The organism is Lentzea albidocapillata (genome assembly GCF_000719115.1).
Lineage (GTDB): Bacteria > Actinomycetota > Actinomycetes > Mycobacteriales > Pseudonocardiaceae > Lentzea > Lentzea albidocapillata.
This window is the reverse complement of sequence record NZ_JOEA01000006.1, coordinates 169,706-189,888: the sequence shown is the minus strand read 5'-3', so window position 1 is coordinate 189,888 and position 20,183 is coordinate 169,706. Positions and strand designations below refer to the sequence as shown.

The 20,183-nt window shown below is 69.9% G+C and carries 19 protein-coding genes; 7 read left to right on the top strand and 12 right to left on the bottom strand.

The genetic code is table 11. The annotated features are described in order from the left end of the window. Positions 1 to 22: 22 nt before the first annotated feature. Positions 23 to 1,261, bottom strand: a complete 1,239-nt coding sequence (locus IG04_RS0110485; protein ID WP_051769504.1) for an ABC transporter substrate-binding protein — start codon at positions 1,259 to 1,261, stop codon at positions 23 to 25. A 198-nt stretch (positions 1,262 to 1,459) separates the two neighbouring features. Here IG04_RS0110485 and IG04_RS0110480 point away from each other — a divergent pair, with 198 nt between their 5' ends. Together IG04_RS0110480 and IG04_RS0110475 are read left to right on the top strand one after the other, a co-directional pair. Continuing rightward, positions 1,460 to 2,329, top strand: coding sequence for an NAD-dependent epimerase/dehydratase family protein (locus IG04_RS0110480; RefSeq protein ID WP_051769501.1), 870 nt, complete (start codon positions 1,460 to 1,462; stop codon positions 2,327 to 2,329). Further along, positions 2,326 to 3,864, top strand: a complete 1,539-nt coding sequence (locus IG04_RS0110475; protein WP_030476383.1) for a phytoene desaturase family protein — start codon at positions 2,326 to 2,328, stop codon at positions 3,862 to 3,864. The genes IG04_RS0110480 and IG04_RS0110475 overlap by 4 nt, the downstream gene beginning before the upstream one ends. Before the next feature lie 24 nt (positions 3,865 to 3,888). Here IG04_RS0110475 and IG04_RS0110470 read toward each other — a convergent pair whose 3' ends face one another. From IG04_RS0110470 to IG04_RS0110455, 4 genes are all read right to left on the bottom strand, one after another. Continuing rightward, positions 3,889 to 4,338: an SRPBCC family protein gene (locus tag IG04_RS0110470; protein ID WP_030476382.1), complete on the bottom strand. Its 450-nt coding sequence runs from the start codon at positions 4,336 to 4,338 to the stop codon at positions 3,889 to 3,891. 21 nt (positions 4,339 to 4,359) lie between these two features. Beyond that, positions 4,360 to 4,989 (bottom strand): SNIPE associated domain-containing protein, encoded by a 630-nt coding sequence (locus tag IG04_RS43870; RefSeq protein ID WP_159460491.1) that lies wholly within the window; start codon positions 4,987 to 4,989, stop codon positions 4,360 to 4,362. Between the two features lie 75 nt (positions 4,990 to 5,064). Then, the gene (locus tag IG04_RS0110460; RefSeq protein WP_030476380.1) at positions 5,065 to 5,823 is read right to left on the bottom strand and encodes an LLM class flavin-dependent oxidoreductase; all 759 of its coding nucleotides are present in this window, start codon (positions 5,821 to 5,823) and stop codon (positions 5,065 to 5,067) included. A 41-nt stretch (positions 5,824 to 5,864) separates the two neighbouring features. Then, entirely contained in the window at positions 5,865 to 6,335 is a 471-nt protein-coding gene (locus IG04_RS0110455; RefSeq protein WP_030476379.1) for a hypothetical protein, read from the bottom strand. 138 nt (positions 6,336 to 6,473) lie between these two features. Between IG04_RS0110455 and IG04_RS42460 the strand changes: the two genes are divergently transcribed. Next, positions 6,474 to 7,025 carry an NlpC/P60 family protein gene (locus tag IG04_RS42460; RefSeq protein WP_051769495.1) on the top strand — a complete coding sequence of 184 codons (552 nt, stop codon included), beginning with the start codon at positions 6,474 to 6,476 and terminating at the stop codon, positions 7,023 to 7,025. On the opposite strand, the gene IG04_RS0110445 is transcribed toward IG04_RS42460, so the two are convergent. The 6 genes from IG04_RS0110445 to IG04_RS0110420 all read right to left on the bottom strand — a co-directional run bounded on the left by IG04_RS0110445 (position 7,015) and on the right by IG04_RS0110420 (position 13,642). Beyond that, positions 7,015 to 9,849, bottom strand: a complete 2,835-nt coding sequence (locus tag IG04_RS0110445; RefSeq protein WP_030476377.1) for an AfsR/SARP family transcriptional regulator — start codon at positions 9,847 to 9,849, stop codon at positions 7,015 to 7,017. The two genes, IG04_RS42460 and IG04_RS0110445, sit on opposite strands and share 11 nt — an antisense overlap. A gap of 193 nt (positions 9,850 to 10,042) precedes the next feature. Continuing rightward, positions 10,043 to 10,537: a G/U mismatch-specific DNA glycosylase gene (gene mug / locus IG04_RS0110440; protein WP_211257728.1), complete on the bottom strand. Its 495-nt coding sequence runs from the start codon at positions 10,535 to 10,537 to the stop codon at positions 10,043 to 10,045. A gap of 25 nt (positions 10,538 to 10,562) precedes the next feature. Continuing rightward, on the bottom strand, positions 10,563 to 10,874 hold the full coding sequence (locus IG04_RS0110435; protein WP_030476375.1) for a sunset domain-containing protein: 312 nt from the start codon (positions 10,872 to 10,874) through the stop codon (positions 10,563 to 10,565). 10 nt (positions 10,875 to 10,884) lie between these two features. Beyond that, complete coding sequence (locus IG04_RS0110430; RefSeq protein ID WP_030476374.1) at positions 10,885 to 11,361, bottom strand: hypothetical protein; 477 nt, start codon at positions 11,359 to 11,361, stop codon at positions 10,885 to 10,887. 56 nt (positions 11,362 to 11,417) lie between these two features. Then, entirely contained in the window at positions 11,418 to 13,094 is a 1,677-nt protein-coding gene (locus IG04_RS0110425) for a bifunctional metallophosphatase/5'-nucleotidase (RefSeq protein ID WP_245816437.1), read from the bottom strand. 65 nt (positions 13,095 to 13,159) lie between these two features. After that, positions 13,160 to 13,642 carry a hypothetical protein gene (locus IG04_RS0110420; RefSeq protein WP_030476372.1) on the bottom strand — a complete coding sequence of 161 codons (483 nt, stop codon included), beginning with the start codon at positions 13,640 to 13,642 and terminating at the stop codon, positions 13,160 to 13,162. A gap of 109 nt (positions 13,643 to 13,751) precedes the next feature. Here IG04_RS0110420 and IG04_RS0110415 point away from each other — a divergent pair, with 109 nt between their 5' ends. From IG04_RS0110415 to IG04_RS0110400, 4 genes are read left to right on the top strand one after another with little or no spacing between them, the layout of a single operon-like run. After that, on the top strand, positions 13,752 to 14,477 hold the full coding sequence (locus tag IG04_RS0110415) for a response regulator transcription factor (protein ID WP_276326666.1): 726 nt from the start codon (positions 13,752 to 13,754) through the stop codon (positions 14,475 to 14,477). Then, a complete protein-coding gene (locus IG04_RS0110410) occupies positions 14,455 to 15,849 on the top strand; it encodes a sensor histidine kinase (protein ID WP_030476370.1) in 1,395 nt (464 codons plus the stop codon). Before IG04_RS0110415 ends, IG04_RS0110410 begins: the two co-directional genes overlap by 23 nt. 18 nt (positions 15,850 to 15,867) lie before the next feature. After that, the gene (locus IG04_RS0110405) at positions 15,868 to 17,589 is read left to right on the top strand and encodes a glycosyltransferase family 39 protein (protein ID WP_030476369.1); all 1,722 of its coding nucleotides are present in this window, start codon (positions 15,868 to 15,870) and stop codon (positions 17,587 to 17,589) included. Then, on the top strand, positions 17,586 to 19,385 hold the full coding sequence (locus IG04_RS0110400) for an ArnT family glycosyltransferase (RefSeq protein ID WP_030476368.1): 1,800 nt from the start codon (positions 17,586 to 17,588) through the stop codon (positions 19,383 to 19,385). Before IG04_RS0110405 ends, IG04_RS0110400 begins: the two co-directional genes overlap by 4 nt. Before the next feature lie 3 nt (positions 19,386 to 19,388). Here the strand turns inward: IG04_RS0110400 and IG04_RS0110395 are convergent, their stop codons facing one another. After that, positions 19,389 to 20,162: an SGNH/GDSL hydrolase family protein gene (locus IG04_RS0110395; protein ID WP_245816436.1), complete on the bottom strand. Its 774-nt coding sequence runs from the start codon at positions 20,160 to 20,162 to the stop codon at positions 19,389 to 19,391. Positions 20,163 to 20,183: the final 21 nt, after the last annotated feature.

Sequence of the window (20,183 nt, the reverse complement as noted above, 5' to 3'; positions counted from 1 at the left end):
GGAGCCATTTCTCATTTGGCCGCTACTTGGCTCGGGTGCCCTTGATCTTCACCAGCTCCGACTCGAACAGTTCCTCGACGGTCGTGAGACCGCCGGGCGCCTTCGAGTCGACCTTGGTGATGTACGACTGCGTCGCGGACGGCCGTCCGACGAGCGAGTAGTGCAGCGCGCTGGTCAGGCCCTGGGTGTCCAGGCCGTTGGTGCTGTGGAACGCCTTCAGCACGCCGTCCCGCGTGAGGTCGCCCTCCTGGCAGGCCTTCTCCACAACGGACAGGAACACCTTCGCGACGGTGTAGCCGTGGTCGACGTAGATCGCGGGCTTGTCGTTCGGGTAGTACTTGTTGAACGCCGCCGCCACTTCGCGCGGGCCGGGCTGCGTGCCGGTGAACGGCGCCACCGACGTCACCACGGACACCTGCTTCTCGACGGCCGGGCCGACCGGCGAGTCGAGGATCGCGGTGTCGAAGCCGACCACGTTGACCATGAACGGCACCTCCCACTTCAGCGCCGCGGCCACGCCGACGGCGGCGGCGGTCTGGGCGGGGGTGGTGCTGAGCACGACGGCCTTGGCGCCCGCCGCCTTGAGCGCGCCGATCTGCTGCGCGAGGTCGGCCGTGGTCTCGCTGATCGGCTGCTCGGCGATCCTCATGTTCCACTGCGTGCCGACGAACCGGCTGCCCTCCACGGCGTTGTCGCCGTAGCTGCCCTGGACGTAGACGTGGCCGACGGTGTCGCCTTCCTTGATCACGCCCTTGCGCTTGTAGTGGTCAAGCCCGTTGATGACGTCGAGGTCGTACGTGGTGCCGACGATCATCATGTGCGGGTTGCCGAGCAGCGACGCGGCCCACGAGGCGGGAGCGGTCAGCGTGCGGGTCTGCATGATGTCGGGCTCGATCGCGGCGGTCATCGGCGTGCCCGCGAGCTCCAGCAGGCCGAGGACCTGCGGCTCCAGGTCGAAGTAGGCGTCGAGTGCCTTCTGCACGTCGTACGCGTGGTCCTTCAGCTTGAGCTCGACCCGGCGGCCGCAGATGCCGCCGCGGTCGTTGACCTGCTTCAGGTACAGCTCGTAGCCCTTCATGCGGGTCAGCGCGGAGGCTTTGAACGGGCCTGTCATGTCCGTGAGGATGCCGAGCGAGATCGTGTCGCCGGTAACGCCCGGACCGGTCTTGACCTGGGCCTTCTCGTCTGTCTTGGCACCGCAGCCGGCCACCAGGACGGCGAGCGCCAAAGCGGCGGTGGGCAGTACACGGCGAAGGGGCATGCAGGGTCCTTGTCCGGAAGATCGAGCCATACTAAGCGGTAGCTCAGTATTGGGCGGAGCCCTGACGAATGGCCCCTTATGTGCTACGGAACACAGCCTCATCGGGTTCATGTGACTACCGCTCGACTACGGAGTGTGCTAGCTCTTCGGTACCGAACGAAATGAGATACGCGTGATCGGTCACATCACGGGTATCCGGTGAGGGTGAAAATCGTCGTCACCGGCGCGTCCGGCAACGTCGGCACCGCGCTGCGCCGCCACTTGGACTTCGAAGACGCCGGTGTCGATGTGCGCGCACTCTCGTCCCTGTGCGACGCGTTCCGGGGTGCCGACGTCGTGGTGCACCTCGCGTGGGCGATCAAGCCGACGAATCACGAGACGAACGTCGACGGCAGCGAGCACGTGCTCGCCGCGTGCGCCAAAGAAGCAGTCGGTCACCTCGTCCTCGCCTCTTCGGTCGCGGCCTACGGCCCGGCGGAACGCTGGTCGAGGGTCGACGAGTCGTGGGCGCTGACGGGCATCGCCGGCAGCACGTACAGCGCGCACAAGGTGCGGCTGGAGGAGATGGTCCAGCGCTATCCGTTGCCGTGCACGGTGATCCGGCCGTGCGGCATCGGGCAGGCGTCCGCCGCGGAGAAGATCCGCCGCTGGCTGCTCAGCCCGTTGCTCCCGCCGGGGCTGCTGCCGTTCCTGCCGGTTCCGCTGTGGAACGACCTGCGCCTGCAGCTCGTGCACGCGGACGACGTGGCGCGCGCGATCGTCGAGATCATCCGCCGCACCGCGCTGGGCGCCTTCAACCTCGCCGCCGAACCGGTGCTGACCGCGCCGATGATCGCCGGACGCGTCGGCGCCGTCCGGGTGCCGGTGCCGTACCCGGTGATCAAGAAGCTCGCGGGCGCCACGGCGCGGCTCGGGCTGCAGCCCCTGACGCCCGAGTGGGTCCAGATGGCCGATCAGGCGCCTCTCGTGCACGCCACACGAGCACATGAAGATCTGGAATGGTGGCCCGAACACGACGCGCGTGATGTGCTGCGCGAGGTCATCGTTGCAATGGGAGGGCGTGCGTGAACGAGGTCGACGCGGTCGTCATCGGCTCCGGCCCGAACGGGCTGGTCGCCGCGACCCTGCTGGCGGACGCGGGCTGGGACGTGGTCGTGCTGGAGCAGCGCGAGAAGGCCGGTGGCGCCGTGACATCGGCCGAGATCACCGCTCCGGGCTTCACGAACGACGTCTACAGCGCGTTCTACCCCCTCGGCCTCGGTTCGCCCGTCATCGGCGCGTTGAACCTCGACGTGCAGTGGCAACACGCACCTGCCGTGCTGGCCCATGTGCTGCCGGACGACCGTGTCGCGCTCCTCTCCCGTGACGTGGACGTCACCGCGAAGTCCGTCGGCTCCTTCGCCCATTCGGATGCCGACGCCTGGCAGTCCGAGTACGCCCGCTGGCGGCAGGTGCGCGGCGCCGTGCTGGACAGCCTGCTTCGGCCCTTCCCGCCCGTGCGCGGCGGTCTGTCGTTACTCAGGACGCTCGGCGCCGGTGACGCGCTGCGGCTGACGCGGTTGCTGACACTGCCCGTGCGCCGCCTCGGCGAGGAGCTCTTCGCCGGTGAGGGCGCCCGGTTGTTGCTGGCGGGCAACACGATGCACTCGGACCTCGGTCCGGACCAGGCCGGCGGCGCGGGCTTCGGCTGGCTGCTGGCGATGCTCGCCCAGGACGTCGGCAACCCCGTGCCACGGGGCGGAGCGGGCGAGCTGACCGCGTCCCTGGTCCGCAGGTTCGGCGGACGCATCGAGACCGGTGCTCGCGTCACCGAAGTGCTGCACGCGCGCGGTGTCGCCGTTGGCGTGCGTCTGGCAGACGGTTCCGTTGTGCGCGCACGACGCGCCGTCCTGGCAGACGTACCCGCGCCCAGCCTCTACCTCGACCTGATCGGCGGCAACGCGCTGCCGGCCAAGCTCGCGCAGGACCTGAAGAGGTTCCAGTGGGACGGCGACACGATCAAGGTCGACTGGGCGCTGTCCGGCCCGATCCCTTGGCGCAACACGGAAGCCTCGCAGGCGGGCACGATCCACCTCGGCGGCGACGTCAACGGCCTGGCCGGCGTGGCCCACGAACTGGCGTGCGGCAAGGTGCCGCGCAACCCGTTCATGATCCTGGGCCAGATGACGACGACCGACCCGACCCGCTCCCCCGCCGGCACCGAGGCCGCCTGGGCCTACACCCACGTGCCGCTGGGCGGGAACTGGACACCGGACCGGTTGAAGCGCCGCGCCGACCGCCTCGAGCTGATGATCGAGGAACGCGCGCCCGGCTTCCGCTCGCGCATCCTCGGACGCTCGGTGCTCGGCCCTGACGACATCGGTTCGGTCAACGGCGGCACGGCGGCGATCCACCAGCAGCTCGTCTTCCGGCCCGTGCCCGGTCTCGGCCGCGCGGACACCCCGTTCGACCGGCTCTACCTCACGGGTTCGTCGGCGTGGCCGGGCGGCGGCGTGCACGGTGCGGCGGGTGCGAACGCGGCACGGGCGGCGCTGGCGCGCTGGGGCGTGGCGGGCGGCCTGTACCGGGCTCTGATCCAGGGAGCCCAGAAAGCCATCTACTGACGGGCCAGCCTTCGGGTGCGTTACCTAGTCAAAGGGTGCTGCACGTCCCCTGGCCAGCGCGTTCAGGCGTTGCAGCGTCTCCTTGTTGCGCGGGGTCAGCATGAGGTCCTGCACGACGTTCGGCAGCACGGCCGAAGGGCCGCGCACCACGCTCTCGACCATCCGCACCTCGGTGAGCGACTCGGAACGCGGACGCAGCGTGAAGGTGATCCGCGCCGCCCCCGCCGGCCACAGCCGTGCGTCGAGTTCGAGCAGGTGGGACGGCTCGCAGCGGACCACCTCGGTGACGTCCTGGACGACCATCGGCCACGGCCCCACGCTGTGGTGGATGCGCGTGCCCGGCTCGGGCCAGCCGGTGTCCACGTCGCGGATGTGCGACGCGCCCACCACCCAGCCCGCGTACGACCAGCCGTCGGCGAGTACCGCCCACACGGCTTCGAGGGGTGCTTCGACGTTCAGAGAAACTTCGGCCACACCTGACAGATACCCAGTGGGTCAGGAAGCAATCCGGCGAGTCCGGCGGCTCTCGGCCCTGCGCTGCAGGTGATCGGCGGTCAGTTCGAGCTCGTACGCGCGCAAAGCCTGGTAACGCGGCGAGATGCGGAGCGCGAACGTCCCGCTGAGGCGGTCGATCGCCGACGCCGAGCGATCGAGCCGCCTCCTCGCCGCGTCCAGGCCACCGGCTCGCAGCATGCGCAGGCAGTTCTCGGCCTCGCAGTTGTACGAGCGGAGCATCAGCGCAGACCAGTCCTCGACGAGCCTGCGACCGGTCGCGTCCGATCCGTTGTAGGTGACCTGCCCGCCACCCTCGATCGCCGCGCCGGTCTTGATCAGGGTCTTCATCTCGTCGTGGATGAGGTCCAGCTGCGCCTGGTGGTCCGCGGTGGCGTCGGTGCGGAACACGCCTGCCCGTTGCAAGGTCAGTTCGTCCTTCAACGGTTGCAGTTCGGCGCGTGCGTTGTTGATCCGGTGCCGCAGCGCTACGAGTTCGGCACCGGCTCTGTCGACCTCTTCCAGCGCCTCGGTCTGCGCCGATCGGGCGTCACCGATCCGGGCGAGGAGTTCCTGCAGGCCTTCCACGGCCCGCTCCAGCTCAGCGATCCGGCGGTCTTTGCGCCCGAGCATGCTTACCTCCCCGATCGGCGACAAAAGGCCCATGACCGTTCCATCGCAAGGAGGAATCCGCCGTTATCTACGACGCTATGCACTCACTCCATCGAGTGATCCCACGAAACGAACGAACCCTTCCGGGTCCTCGCTCGTGGCTGACTGTTGCAGGATCACGCTGGTAGCGCCCGCGGCGGCCACCGAGGTGACCAGGTCCGTGACGAACGCGCGGTCCCGCGAGTCCGTCTCCACGTAGACGATCACGGGGTGCTCGCGGGTGGCGCTGACGGCCCGGACGCGGTCGAGGTCGGCCGACGCGTCGAGGATCGTGCCGTCGCCGACCTCGCCCGCCAGGTCCAGGGTCTTGGCACCCAGCCCGCCCACGTAGACGGGCATCGGCGCGGACGGCGGCCAGTCCAGCGCGACGCCGGTCAGCTTCACGTACCGGCCTTCGACCGTGACCCGCTCACCGGCCAGCAGCGCCTTCAGCGCGTCGGTGTACTCGCGCAGCAACGTCAGCGGCGACGCCACCCGCGCGCCGACCTGCCCCATCCAGTCCTGCACGCCGTGCCCGACGCCGATCATGACGCGACCGGGGAACAACCGGTCGAGCGTCGCCGCCTCCATCGCCGTCAGGGCGACGTTGCGCAACGGCACCGGCAGCAGGCCGACGCCGACCTTCAACCGCGAGGTCCAGGCCAGGGCCGCCGAGGCGCAGGCGATACCGCTCTCCAGGAAGCAGTCCTCCCACAGCCACAGCGAGTCCACACCGGACTCCTCGGCCGCGAGGACGACGGAACGAAGGTTCTCGGGAGGGAGCTGGGGCCGGTAGACGGCGCCGAGTGTGATCACCCGTCAACTACTACCGGCCTCACCTCAGATCAGCAACAACCTCAGCAACCGCAGTTGTGGTACGTGACGTCCCAGTGGTTCGACTCGAGGTAGTAGATGTTGCCCGCGTTCGACTTCCACTTGTTGCCGCCGATGGACGCGAAGCTGCGCTTGATGTAGTTGGTGACGCAGCTGGACAGCCGGTAGTCCACCTTGTAGCCGTTCCAGTGCGAGTACGTGCCCGACGCGTGGCCGGTCTCCGTGCCACCGGTGATGGTCAGCGCACAGCCCGACGCGCTCTTGAACGTCTTGGCACCCGCGATGGTCGTCCGGTTGATCTGCTCGAACGACGTGCAGTTCGGACGGTTGCGGTCACTGCAGCCGCCGCTCGACGTCCAGGTGATGCCGGCCGCGCGCAGCTGTGCGGTCGCCTGCGAGTGGGTGTACTTCGCCGGGGCCGCCGACGCGACGGACGCGCCCATGATCAGAGCGGCGAACATCGCGACCACGGCTGCGATCGTGCGAACGAACATGCTCTCTCCTTATGCCCAAGGTGCGGCGACGCTAGGAAGGAGCGGTAAAGGAAGGCCTAAATCGGCCTTAGGCCGTTCTTTGGCGCCACCGTGGACAGTTCCGGTCATCACCAACTGCAAGTCGATCGGAGCTACACCATGCGCATTCGCCACGCAGTCGCGGCGACCGCGATCTCGCTGGGCCTGCTGGGTGGCCTGAGTGGCATCGCCCAGGCCGCACCGGAGGGTCCTGCCCAGCAGGAGACCGCCATCTCGCAGGTCGAGGCGGCGGCCGGGTACGGCGGTTCGATCAGCCGCACCGAGGTCATCAAGCGCGCCAAGAACTGGTGGGACCGCAAGGTTCCCTACAGCCAGTCCGCCTACGCCTGGGACATCAACAAGGGCAAGAAGTACCGCACGGACTGCTCCGGCTTCGTGTCCATGGCGTGGAAGCTCACGACGAGCCGCAACACGTCCACTTTGGACGAGGTCGCCACGAAGATCTCCTGGGCGAACCTCAAGCCGGGCGACATGATCCTGCGCAACGGCCACGTGAAGCTGTTCGAGAAGTGGGCCAACTCGGCGAAGACGTCGGCGTGGATCTACGAACAGGGCAGCACCGCGACGGACATGGACCACGAGACCGTCAGCATCTCCTCGCTGAAGAGCGGTGGCTACGCCCCGTGGAAGTACAAGAAGATCACCGGCTGAGTGCCGGCGGGGCCCATTGAGCCGGCCACTGGCGCACCTCCTCCCTCTCCCTGGTGCCCAGTCGCGTGAACAGGCCGGCGGCCTCGCGCCAGGAGCGGTCCGCGCCTTCGACGTCCCCCAGACTGGCGTGGACCGCTCCCAGGTCCCGGAGCGTCCTGGCCCGCCACAGCGGCAGGGTCAGGTCGTTCCACACCGGCAGCAGGTCGGTCAGCACCACCCGCGCGCCGGCGTGGTCGCCCGCCGCGAGCCGCCACTCGCCCAGCGTGCGGCGCACGAGGGCCTCGCCGAACCGGTCGCCGACGTCACGGCAGCCGTCCAGTGCCTGCTGGATCAGTTCCGCGGCGGGATCGAGAGAACCCTTGCGCAGCAGCACCTTCGCCCACGCCTGCGCGGTGTAGCAGCCGAGCAGTTCGTCGCCGATGCCCGCGACCATCTCGTGGGCGCGCCGGATGTGGTCCTCGGCGAGGTCGAGCTCACCGCGAGCGCGGTGGACCAGCCCGATCCCACGGGCGGCCAGCGCCTCACCCCGCCGGCTGCGCGCCCGGCGGTAGACGGTCTCGGCGAGCCGCAGCGTGCCGAACGCGCCCTCGTCGTCGCCGAGTTCCCGTTTGACGGAGCCGATTCCGTACAGCGCGTGCGCTTCGCCTTCGAGGTCCTGGGACTCCAGCAGTTCACGGGCCCGGCCGAGGGCCTCCAGCGCGCACGGGTACTCGCCCAGATCGCGGCACACCATGCCGATGCCGTTCATCGCGACGGCCTCGCCGCGCTTGTCGCCCAGGTCCACGAACAGCGTCAGCGCGGTGTCGAACCACGACCGCGCCTGCGCCAGGTTGTCCCGCTTGTAGTGCATCTGGCCGAGGCTGCACCGCAGCACCGCCTCCAGCCGCACGTCCCCGGTTTTCCAGACGGCTTCCAGTGCCGCTGTGTGTGTTCGTTCCCAAGCCTCGTAACGGTTCCTGAGCCCGAACCACGCGAACACCAGCACCTCGGCCAGCTGTGACGCGATCTCTGCGAGCCCCAGCTCGGCGGCGCGTTCCACGAGCCTGGTCAGCAACGACTCCTCGCGCGCGAACCAGGCGTCCTTGTCGGTCGGGCGCGCCGCGGACGTGACTATGCCCAGCGAATCCTGCATGCGCGGCACGGCCAGGAAGAGCTGCTCGGTCAGCCCGTCCACAGTGGACAGTGCGGCGACCACGGCCCTTCTGACCACGTCCTCGCGTTCCTGCTCCTGGTCTTCCGCCTCGGCGAGCTCGCGGGCGTGCAGCCGCACCAGTTCGTGCATCCGGTACCGCGCGCTGCCGATGACGTCGAGCAGCCGTGCGTCGACGAGCTGGTCGAGCACGTCCTCGTCCAGCAGGTGCGCCCACAGGAAGCTCGGCACCTCGGGCAGCCCGAGGAACCCGAAGATCCGGTACGCGCGGCGGGCGTTCTCGTCGAGCGCCCGGTAGGTCAGCTCCAGCCCGGCTCGCACCGCGAGGTCGTCCGCGACGAGCTCGTCGAGCCGGGACCGTTCGTCGGACAGCCTCCTGACCAGCTTTGACACCGGCCAGTGCGCCCGCCCGGCCAGCCGCGCGCCGGTGATCCGCACAGCGAGCGGCAGGTACCCGCACAGCCGCGCCACCTCCTGGGCCTGGTCGGGCTCCGCGGAGACCCGGTCGTCGCCGAGGATGCGCTGGAGCAGGGTGACGGCCTCGTCGCTGCTCAGCACGTCCAGCGGGACGCGGCGCACGCCTTCGAGCCCGCACAGCCTGCTGCGGCTGGTGATCAGCGTCAGGCAGCCGGGACTGCCCGGCAGCAGCGACCTGACCTGCGAGACGCTCGTGACGCCGTCCAGCACGATCACCACCCGCCGCCCGCTGACCCTCGCGCGCCAGAGCGCCGCCCGTTCCTCGACGGACTCCGGGATCCGTTCGCTCGGCACGTCCATCGCGCGCAGCAAGGCGTCCAGCGCGCCGGACGGCGAGTGCAGGTCCACGAACAGCTGCCCGTCCGGATACCGGTCGGCCAGCCGGTGCGCCGCGTGCACCGCGAGCGCCGACTTGCCGACACCCGCCGGCCCCTCGATCCACCACACGCCGCCGTCGCTGTCGAGCAGCCTGCCGAGCTCCCGGTCGCGCCCGGTGAAGTCGCCCGCGTCGCGCGGCAGGTAGTTGCGGCGGCTGTCCCGCGAACCCTCCAGGACGTCGCGGTAGAGCTGCTGCAGCTGCTCGCCCGGCTCGACCCCGAGCTCGTCGACGAGCACCTTGCGCGTCTCGCGGAACACCCGCATGGCGTCCGCCCGGCGCCCGGCCCTGGCGAGCGCCGTCATGAGCTGCCCGCGCAGCCGTTCGGCCAGCGGGTATTCGGTGACGAACGTGCCGAGCCGGTCGATCAGCCCGGCGTGCCGGCCGAGCGCCAGTTCGGCGTCGACCCACGCCTCGGCGGCCGCGAGCCGTTGCACGTCGAGCGTCTGCGCGAACACCACCGGCGTGCCGCGCCAGAGCTGCAGGGCCTGCCCGAGGAGGTCGGCCTTCACCCTGAGGTCGGGCTCGTCGCCCGCTCTGCTCACGAGCTTGCGGAACGCGTGCAGGTCGACGCTCCCGGGCTCGGCGCTGAGCACGTACCCCGCCGCGCGGTGCTCGACCGGCAGCCCGGCCCGGCGCAGGCTGGAGATGTGCACCTGCAGCGACTTGCGCGCCTGCGGCGGCGGCTCCTCGCCCCAGATGAGGTCGATGAGCCGTTCGACGGGCACGATCTTCCCGCATTCGACCGCCAAGACAGCCAGGACCTGCGCGGGCTTCGGCGGCACCGAAGGCTCGACCGGCCCGAGAATCCTGATCTCCACTGTGCCCCCACCAGTGTTGAAGATTCACCGAGTTCTGCACGGCGTTGCCAAATATTGACGCAGCGCGGCTTTCCCGGGTTCCACTTCTGGGTGAATGCACTCGAACGGACGCAGATCTGGATGCAACCAGACCCCGGCTCACTCCGTCCAGCCCACTTTCAGTGGGCATGAATGTGAACTTTCGTCGCGGTTTCTAGACGCTGGCTTTGAGCCGCCCGAACTCCTCGGCCAGCGCCGGCAACTGCCAGTGCGCGTTCAAGCCGCTCGGATTGGGCAGGATCCACAGCCGCGCGCCGCCCACGGTGTCCTCCTGCGCCCCCACCTGCGCCTTCTTGCGGCCGAAGGCCGCCCGGTACACCGTCACCCCGAGTACCGCGAGAACCTTCGGTGAATACCGCTCGACCTTTTCCGCGAGCTCGATCGCACCTTGCCGCATTTCGTCAATTGTTAATTCGTCGGCCCTGGCACTGGGCCGCGCGACGACGTTCGTGATGCCGAGCCCCAGTTCGAGCAGCTTCTCCTGCTCGGCGGGCGCGAACTGAGACGGAGTGAAGCCGGACAAATGAAGTGCGGGCCAGAAGCGGTTTCCGGGCCGCGCGAAGTGGTGTCCCGTCGCCTCCGACACGAGGCCCGGGTTGATGCCGCAGAAGAGCACTTCGAGGCCGGGCTTGATCACGTCCACAATCACGTGGCCAAGCCTACGAGCCACGCCACTAGGCGTTGGCCGGCACGCGCGGGCGTGGCGTCCACATCGTGTAGCCCGCCCGGCGGGCGTCCTCCGGCGAGTGGAAGAACGCGTCACCCTTCATGCGCTTGTAGTACGGCGATTCGGGGGTGTGGAACATCATCGTGCGCGAGTTCGCCTTGATCGCGGGCGCGGCGGCGGCGGGCTCCTCCATGATCGACAGGGGCTGGACCTCGACGGCCGGGGACTCGCGCGGGCGCATGGTCAGCCAGGTCAGCAGGACGCCGGCGAGGAAGGCTCCCGCGCACAGCACGAACATCTGGAAGAAGAACCCGAACACCGAACAGCTCCTAGCCCGTAGTCGTGAAGTCCTCGTCGACGCGCAGTCCTGGAGCGGCCGAGCGCAGGGCGTCGCTCAGGGAGCCCGCGCGCTCCGGGTCCGCGACGCGTGCCGACGCGGTCAGGTGTCCTTTGTGGACGACACCGGTGAAGTCGGTGACGTCGTGGTCGAGCACCGCCGCGAGCAGCGACGCGGCCGCGGCCGGGGAGACGGGCAGGTGTTCGCCCGCGTCGGGGGTGATCACGTCGGTGATGCGGTGGGCGGCGGTCAGCGCGCGCACGGCGTCCACGACCTCCTGCCGTTCCCCGGCGGAGAACGCCGTGCCCGCCAGCATGATCTCCGACGCCCGCACCGCGAACACCAGCCGGCCGGGTGGCACGGCGGGTGCGGGACGCACCGCCAGACCCACCGAGGCGAGCAAGGCCGACACGACGAATGCGCCGACGACAACGCGTTGCGGCAACTGCACGCGCTTGGAGTATCCCATCCGGCCGATCGCGTGCTACCGCCTCTGCCGGAACTCCCAGGACACCACGCCCGAATTCACTCGTTCGTGGACACCATGACCGGCTCGCCACCGGCCACGAGGCACCAGTCCGCACCCGCGAACGAGGCGGGGTCCAGCACGCCCGCTGCCTTGACCCAGTCGATCAGCAGCTCCCGGACCTCCTGCTGCTGGTTGTGCAGTACGGGCGCCGAGGCGATGTGCGGGAAGTCGCCGCCGCCCGCCTGCCGGTAGTTGTTCACGGCCACGGCGAACTCGAACGAGTCCGCGACCGGCACGCCGCCGTACGACAACCCCAAGATCCGCGACCCGGCCGGCCGCGAGATGTCGATGTCGTAGGTCAGCGGCTCGGTCAGCCCGTAGGCGATGTCGAAGTTGTAGTCGGGCACGTCGTTCGAGATCTCGGCCGCGGAGAACGGTCCGGCCGAGGACACCTGCCGGAAGTACCGCGCCGACTCCTCCAGCAGGTCGCGCACCTGCCCGCCGGTCATCCGCACGCCCACCAGCGTGTTGTCGAAGATGTAGAGCCCGGCGACGTCCCGGATGGACACCTCTCCCGCCGGAATCGCCGCCGCCCGGTTGAAGGGCGCGCACAGCGACAGCACGGGCAGCGAGGTGGACTTCGCGACCTCCAGCGCCTGCACGTGGTTGATGAACCGCAGCGCGGGCGTGTCCTCGAACCGCGACCGCGCGGCCGACATCGCCGTGGCGCAGGTCCCGATCCGCGCGTTGACGTACGACACGACCCGCTCGTGGTCGTGCCGCAGCAGCCGCACGATCCGCGGGTCTTCCTCCACCGACGCCGACGACAGCACGGACGACCGCGACGTCACCAGCTCCCAGTGCTCGTCGTGGCGCAGGTCGAACTCCATGACCGACAACCGCTTGCCCGAGAACAACGGCTCGGTGAGCAGCACCGGCCGCCCGGTCACCTTGTTCGTCACGAACCGCGAGGGGATCTCCACGTGCGCGTGCCCGACGAGGATCGCGTCGATGCCCGGCACGGTCTCGGCGAGGAGTTCGGAGCAGTTCTCCGGGAACGGCACCTGGTCGCCCAGCGACGACGACAGGTCGGCCCCGGAGTGCGCCACCACGATCACCAGGTCGGACTTCTGCCGGAGCTCCGGCACCCAGTGCAGCGCCTGCTCGACCAGCCCCGGGAACGTCAGCACCCCGTCGACGTGGGCGCGGTCCCACACGGCGATGCCGGGGTTCGTCAGCCCGAGAATGCCGACCCGCAACGGCGGCCCGCCCGTCCGCCACAGCGTCTTCACCACGTACGGCTGGAACGCGGGCAGGCCGGTCGCCACGTCCAGCGCGTTGGCCGCCAGCAGCGGGAACTCCAGCTGCCGCTCGAAGGTCCGCAGCACGGACAGCCCGTAGTTGAACTCGTGGTTGCCCAACGCGGCGGCGGTGTAGCCGATGGCGTTCATCGCGGCGGCCATCGGGTGCGTGTGCGCGCCGCGCGTGATCGGCTCGACCTTCGCGTAGTAGTGCGCGAGCGGCGTGCCCTGGATGGTGTCACCGGCGTCGAGCAGCAACGTGCGATGGCGCCCCACAGCCGCACGAACGTCGTTCACCAGAGTCGAGATCTTCGCGAGCCCGACGTCGTTGTGCGCGAAGTCGTCGTACTCGCGGTTGAGGTAGTAGTCCCAGTTGAACAGGTTGCCGTGCAGGTCGGTCGACCCCATCACAGTCAGTGTGAACGTGCGCACGCCGCTCACCTCCGGTTGTGGTCGGGCTGATCACCCGACCATAACCGCTCACACTTGACCCCAAATCACCTCGTGGGAGGGGCCTGTCCGTCCCGCTGACCACGCTGACCAGGTTCGACGACGCTGGAAGCGACGGACCTGCCGTCTTCTGTGGTGGCGATCACCGTCACGGTGTCCCCCTTCTCGACACCTTCGGCCACGGTGTCGGCGTCGATCACGTAGGCCTTCGTGTAGCCGTCGGTGGACTTCACCTCGACGGACGAGTCGCTGATCGCGGTGACCTCACCGGTCTGGAACTCGCCGTGCGTCGTGGTGCCGGTTCCAAGTCCGAAGCCGCCGCGCATGCCGCCCATGCCGCCGGGTCCCATGCCGCCGGCGCCGGTCTGCTGGTTCGTGCCGCTGGCGGCGTAGATCGCGACGCCACCGGCACCGGCGATCGCGACGGCGATGGCCACGGCCGCCACCGTCTTCTTCACGGTCCATGCCGGGCGCCCGGCAGGTTCGGCGGGCTGGGCTGCGCCCCACTCCGGGGACTGTTGTTCGGTCATGAGAGCCACCGTGCCGGTGCCCGCTGTGCCGAACCTGTGAGCGCAGTAGGCCTGAGCTGTGCGCATCGTTCACAGCTGGTACACAGGGTCCGCGTTCACGATGGGAGCCATGCGCGCGATGAAGACCGAACTCCGCAGGCCGGACGGGCAGCCCGTCCGGGTGCTCGTCGTCGACGACGAGTCCACTCTCGCGGAGCTGATGTCGATGGCGCTGCGCATGGAGAAGTGGGACGTGCGCACGGCGCTCGACGGCACGACGGCGGTGCGGACCGCGCGCGAGTTCCGCCCGGACGTCGTGGTGCTCGACGTGATGCTGCCCGACTTCGACGGCTTCGAGGTGCTGCGCCGGATGCGCGCGGAGGCACCGGTTCTGCCGGTGCTGTTCCTGACGGCGAAGGACGCGGTGGAGGACCGCATCGCCGGACTCACCGCGGGCGGCGACGACTACGTCACCAAGCCGTTCTCGCTGGAGGAGGTCGTGCTGCGGCTGCGCGCACTGCTGCGCCGCACCGGCGTGACCGACGCGGACGCGGGCACCCGGCTGATCGTCGGCGACCTGTCGCTGAACGAGGAGACCCGCGAGGTCGAACGCGCCGGCACCTCGATCGACCTGACCGCGACGGAGTTCGAGCTGCTGCGCTACCTGATGCGCAACCCGAAGCGCGTGCTGAGCAAGGCCCAGATCCTGGATCGCGTGTGGAGCTACGACTTCGGTGGTCAGGCGAACATCGTCGAGCTCTACATCTCGTACCTGCGCAAGAAGATCGACGCCGGGCGCACCCCGATGATCCACACGATGCGAGGCGCCGGATATGTCCTCAAGCCTGCGACCTAGAACGCTGCGGGCGAAGCTGGTCTCGGGCCAGATCGTCCTGCTCACCGCGCTGTGCCTGGTGATCGGCGGGATCTCGGTGCTCGCGCTGCACTCGTTCCTGATGAGCAACCTCGACCGCGAGGTCACGACGCTGCGGCCGGCGCCGCCCGGTTCGCCGTACGGTCCCCCCGGCATCAACGCGAGGATCTTCCCCGACGGCAGCATCAGCGGCACGGTCGAGCTGCCCGGCTGGCAGGCGCCGCGCCGGCTCACCGCCGACGAGATCGAGGTGCTGGCGGCCGCACCGTCGACGCCGCACACCGTCGACCTGGGTGAGGCCGGCGAGTTCCGTGTGGTCACCGACCGGATGGGCATCAAGGGCCTGCCGCTCGCGCCTGTCACGGACATCGTCTGGCAGATGGTCTGGATCCTCGGCGGGCTCATCGTCGCTGGAGCGGCGGCGGTCGCGTTGGCGGGCAGGGTGATCGTGCGGCGCGCACTCGTGCCGCTCGACCGGGTCGCCGGCACCGCGACCCGTGTCTCCGAGCTCCCGTTGCACGAGGGCGAGGTCGCGCTCGCCGAACGCGTGCCGGAGGAGGACACCGATCCGGCCACGGAGGTCGGCAAGGTCGGCCTCGCGCTGAACAAGCTGCTCGGTCACGTCGGCGAGGCGCTGAAAGCCAGGCACGACAGCGAGACCAGGGTCCGGCAGTTCGTCGCCGACGCCTCGCACGAGCTCAGAACACCCCTTGCCGCCATCCGCGGCTACGCGGAACTGACCCGCAGGACCGGCGCGGACCTGCCGCCCGAGGTCACGCACGCGATGGGCCGCGTCGAGTCCGAAGCGGTGCGGATGACGTCGCTGGTGGAGGACCTGCTGCTGCTGGCCCGCCTCGACGCGGGCCGGCCGCTGGAGAGCAAGGACGTCGACCTGTCGCGGCTGGTGCTGGACGTGGTCGGCGACGCCCGGATCGCGGGCCCTGACCACAGCTGGAAGCTCGCGCTGCCGGCGGATCCCGTGGTCGTTCCCGGTGACGTGCAACGGTTGCACCAGGTCATCGGCAACCTGCTGTCCAACGCCCGCGCGCACACCCCGCCGGGCACCACCGTGACGACCGGCCTGTCCGTCCACAACGGACGCGTCGACCTGAGCGTCACCGACGACGGTCCGGGCGTCCCCGAAGGCCTGGAGGTCTTCGAACGGTTCGCGCGTGGCGACTCCTCGCGCTCGCGTGCGGCGGGAAGCACCGGGCTGGGGCTGTCGATCGTGGCGGCCGTGGTCGGCGCGCACGACGGCGACGTGTCCGTCACGAGCAAGCCGGGCAACACCACGTTCACCGTCTCGCTGCACACAGCTCGTTCACAGCGGGAGCACACGACCGACCCAGACTAGGCCGCGATTCTCGTCCCCATGAGACGAGAACGCCTGGCGCTGGCGGTCCTGCTGATCGCGACCGGCGCGCTGTACCTGTGGCGGCTGGGGGACTCGGGCTGGGCCAACGCCTACTACTCCGCCGCCGCACAGGCCGGTGCGACGAGCTGGAAGGCGTGGTTCTTCGGCTCCTCGGACGCCTCGAACGCGATCACCGTCGACAAGACGCCCGCCTCGCTGTGGGTGATGGGCCTGTCCGCGCGGCTGTTCGGCGTGAACGCGTGGAGCATCCTGGTACCGCAGGCGTTGATGGGCGTCGGCAGCGTCTGGCTGCTGTACGCGACGGTGCGCCGCTGGTTCTCCCCCGCGGCCGCGCTGATCTCCGGCGCCGTGCTCGCGCTGACCCCGGTCGCGGTGCTGATGTTCCGCTTCAACAACCCGGACGCTCTGCTGGTGCTGCTGCTCATCGCGGGCGCCTACTGCGTGACCCGCGCCGTGGAGAACGCCGGCCCGTTCTGGCTCGCGCTCGCCGGCGTGGCGATCGGATTCGGCTTCCTCACCAAGATGCTGCAGGCGTTCCTGGTGCTGCCCGCGTTCGCGCTGGTGTACCTGATCTTCGCACCCGCCACGGTCGGCAGGAGGATCCTGCACCTGACCGGTGCGCTGGGCGCCATGATCGTCGCGGGCGGCTGGTGGATCGCCGCCGTCGAACTGACGCCGGACCGCCCCTACATCGGCGGCTCGCAGACGAACAGCGTCCTCGAACTGACCTTGGGCTACAACGGTTTCGGGCGCCTCACCGGTGACGAGGTGGGCAGCGTCGGCGGCGGGCGCGGCTGGGGTTCCGCCGGGTGGAGCCGCCTGTTGAGCGCCGAGATGGGCAGTCAGATCGCGTGGCTGCTGCCGGCCGCCGTGGTGCTGCTGGTCGCCGGGCTGTGGCTGACGAAGGGACGCGCCCGCACCGCACTCGCGCTGTGGGGCGGCTGGCTCGTCGTCACCGCCGGGGTGTTCAGCTTCATGAACGGGATCATCCACTCCTACTACACCGTGGCGCTGGCTCCCGCGATCGCCGCCGTCGTCGGCATCGCGGCCACCGAGCTCTGGGAGCGTCGCAGCGAACCCGTTGCGGCAGCGGTGCTCTCGGGCTCCGTCGCGCTGAGCGCGCTGCAGTGCTACGTGCTGATCAACGAGTTCTCCACGCCCGTCGCGGTGCTGGTGCTCATGGCGGGACTGATCGCCGCGGTCGGCCTGGTGCTGTCGATGCGCTGGGCCGTCCCGGTCGCGCTCATCGCCGCGTTGCTCGGTCCCACCACGTACTCCTTCGCCACCGTCAGCACCCCGCACACCGGCGCGCTGCCCGTCGCGGGCCCGTCGAACGGCCGGATGGGCGGCATGGGCGGCGGACTCCTCGACGCCACGACACCGGACACCGAGGTCGTGACCCTCCTGCAGGACAACGCGAGCACCTACATGTGGGCCGCCGCGACGATCGGCTCCAACAACGCCGCCGGGCTCCAACTCGCCAGCGGGCAGCCGGTCATGGCGCTCGGCGGCTTCAACGGCACCGATCCCGCACCGACCCTGGCTGAGTTCCAGGAGTTGGTCCGAAGTGGACAGATCCACTATTACGTCGCCGCCGGCCGGATGATGCAGGGCGAGACCGGCAGCGACGCCGCCCACGACATCGCCGCGTGGGTCGCCGAGAACTACACCGCGACCACCGTCGCCGGTGCCACCCTCTACGAACTGGACGCGTCATGACCGCCACGCTCGCCCCCGCTTCCGTCACTCCACCGAAGCCTCAGCAGCGCCGGGACACGAAGACGTTGCACCGCCTCGCCTTCTTCGGCCTGCTCGCGGCGACCGCCGTGCTGTACCTGTGGAACCTCACCGCTTCCGGCTACGGCAACGAGTTCTACGCGGCGGCGACGCAGGCGGCGTCGCAGAGCTGGAAGGCGCTGCTGTTCGGTTCGCTCGACCCCGGCAACACGATCACGGTCGACAAGCCGCCCGCGTTCCTCTGGGTGAGCGGCCTGTTCGCGAAGGTGTTCGGCTTCTCCAGCTGGGCCGTGCTCGCCCCGCAGGCGCTGGAAGGCGTTGCGGCGGTAGGACTGCTGTACGCGACGGTCAAACGCACCTCCGGCCCGGCGGCGGCGTTGTTCGCCGGCGCGGCCTTCGCCCTCACCCCCGTCGCCACGCTGATGTTCCGGTTCAACCTGCCGGACGCGCTGCTGGTGCTGCTGATGGTCGCGGCCGCGTACTGCACGGTGCGGGCGCTGGAGAAGGCGAGCCCGCTGTGGCTGGCGCTCGCGGGCTCGGCGATCGGTTTCGCGTTCCTCACCAAGATGCTGCAGGCGTTCCTGGTGCTGCCCGCCCTCGCGCTGGCCTACCTGATCGCGGCCCCGACCTCGCCGCTCAGGCGGCTGCTGCACCTGCTCGGTGCCGGTGTCGCGGTCGTCGTCTCGGCCGGGTGGTTCATCGCGCTGGTCGAGCTGTGGCCGGCGGACAGCCGCCCGTACATCGGCGGCTCCACCAACAACTCGCTGTGGGAACTCGCCATCGGCTACAACGGTCTCGGCCGCATCTTCGGCAGTTCGGGTGGTGGGCCCGGCGGCGGAGGAATGGGCGGTGGCAACGGGAACATCGGCTTCGGCGGCGAAACGGGCATCGGACGGCTGTTCGGCGCCAGCATGGGCCCGGAGATCTCCTGGCTGCTGCCCGCCGCGCTGATCGGACTCGGCGCCGGGCTGTGGTTCCTGCGCCGCGCACCCCGCACCGACCGCACCCGTGCGGCGCTGGTGGTCTGGGGTGGCTGGCTGCTCGTGAGCGGCGCGGTGTTCAGCTTCATGAGCGGCATCACGCACCCCTACTACACGGTGGCGCTCGCCCCCGCGATCGCGGCGGTCGCCGGCATCGCGGGAAGCGAACTGTGGCGTGGCCGCGGCCACTTCCCGGTACGGATGGCGCTGACAGCGATGGTTGCGGCGACCGGCGTGTGGGGCTTCATCCTGCTCGACCGCACCCCGGACTGGACGCCGTGGCTGCGGTGGGCCCTGCTGGCCGTCACCGCGATCGCCGTAGCAGCGCTGCTGTTCGGCCTGAACCGGCGCCGGCTCGCGGGCGTTCTGGTCGTGGCGGCGCTCCTCGGCAGCTCCGGCTACGCCGTGGCGACCGCGTCGGTCACGCACAGCGGCTCGATCCCGTTGTCCGGCCCGCGTTCCCAGCAGGGCGGTGGCATGCGGGAGGGCACGTCGTCCACGGAGGTCGTGCAGCTGCTCAAGGCCACCGGCACCGAGTGGGCGGCCGCGACGACCGGCGCCCAGAACGCGGCGTCGCTCCAGCTGGCGTCCGGCCGTTCGGTGATCGCGATCGGCGGCTGGAACGGCAGCGATCCCGCGCCCACGCTCGACCAGTTCAAGGCGCTCGTCGCGGCCGGCAAGGTGCGCTACTACGTCGAGGGCGGCCGGGGCGGTGGCGGCAGCGACATCAGCGAGTGGGTCGCGGCGAACTTCGAGGCCACCACGGCCGGCGGCCAGACGCTCTACGACCTGGGTTGATCGTCAGAGGCGGCCGGTGTCGGCGGGGAACACCTCCCCCGGCACCGGCCACGCCTCGGCCGGCGTCTCGTCGTTCCACAGCAACGGAACCAGGTCGGTGCCCCGCCGGAACACCCACGGAATCCCCTTGAGCACCAACCACGCCATGTGGTGCCACACCGTCAGCTCGCGCCCGCCGGAGCACTCCAGGCTGATCTCGCCGAACTGGTGCCCCAGCGCGCGCAGCTCCGTCGCGAACGCCCGCGCCAGCATCCGGTGACCACGCTCCGACGGGTGCAGCCGATCGACCGCCCACGTCTCCAGCTCATAGGCGCCGGGCATCGTGTGCAGGTCGACGCACCGCACGCCGTGCCGCGCCACCACCACGTCGACCACGCGGTTGTACTCGTCGATGCGGTCCTTCAGGACCCGCCGCAGCTTGCCGGGCAGCTTGAACACGCGGCCCTGGTCGTGGAACCGCACGGTGACGACGGAGACCCCGGCCTCGGTCAGCTCGCGGCAGACGTGGTCGAGGTCCTCGTGCATGCGCCGCACGGAGAAGTCCGACCTCAGCGTGTCGTTGACACCGGCGATGACCACGGCGGCACTGGGCCTGTCCCGCAACGCCCGCGGCAGCTGGGTGCGTCTGACGTCCGCCAGCCGCGCGCCGGAGACGGCGTGGTTGCGATAGCCGCTGTCCGAGTAGGCGGAGGAGAGGATCGGGCCGAAGCCGCGCCACCCGCCGGGCACGAGGTCGCCGATCCCGACCGCTGTCGAGTCACCGAGTAACACCAGCACGCGAAACAGCATCAGCTGGCC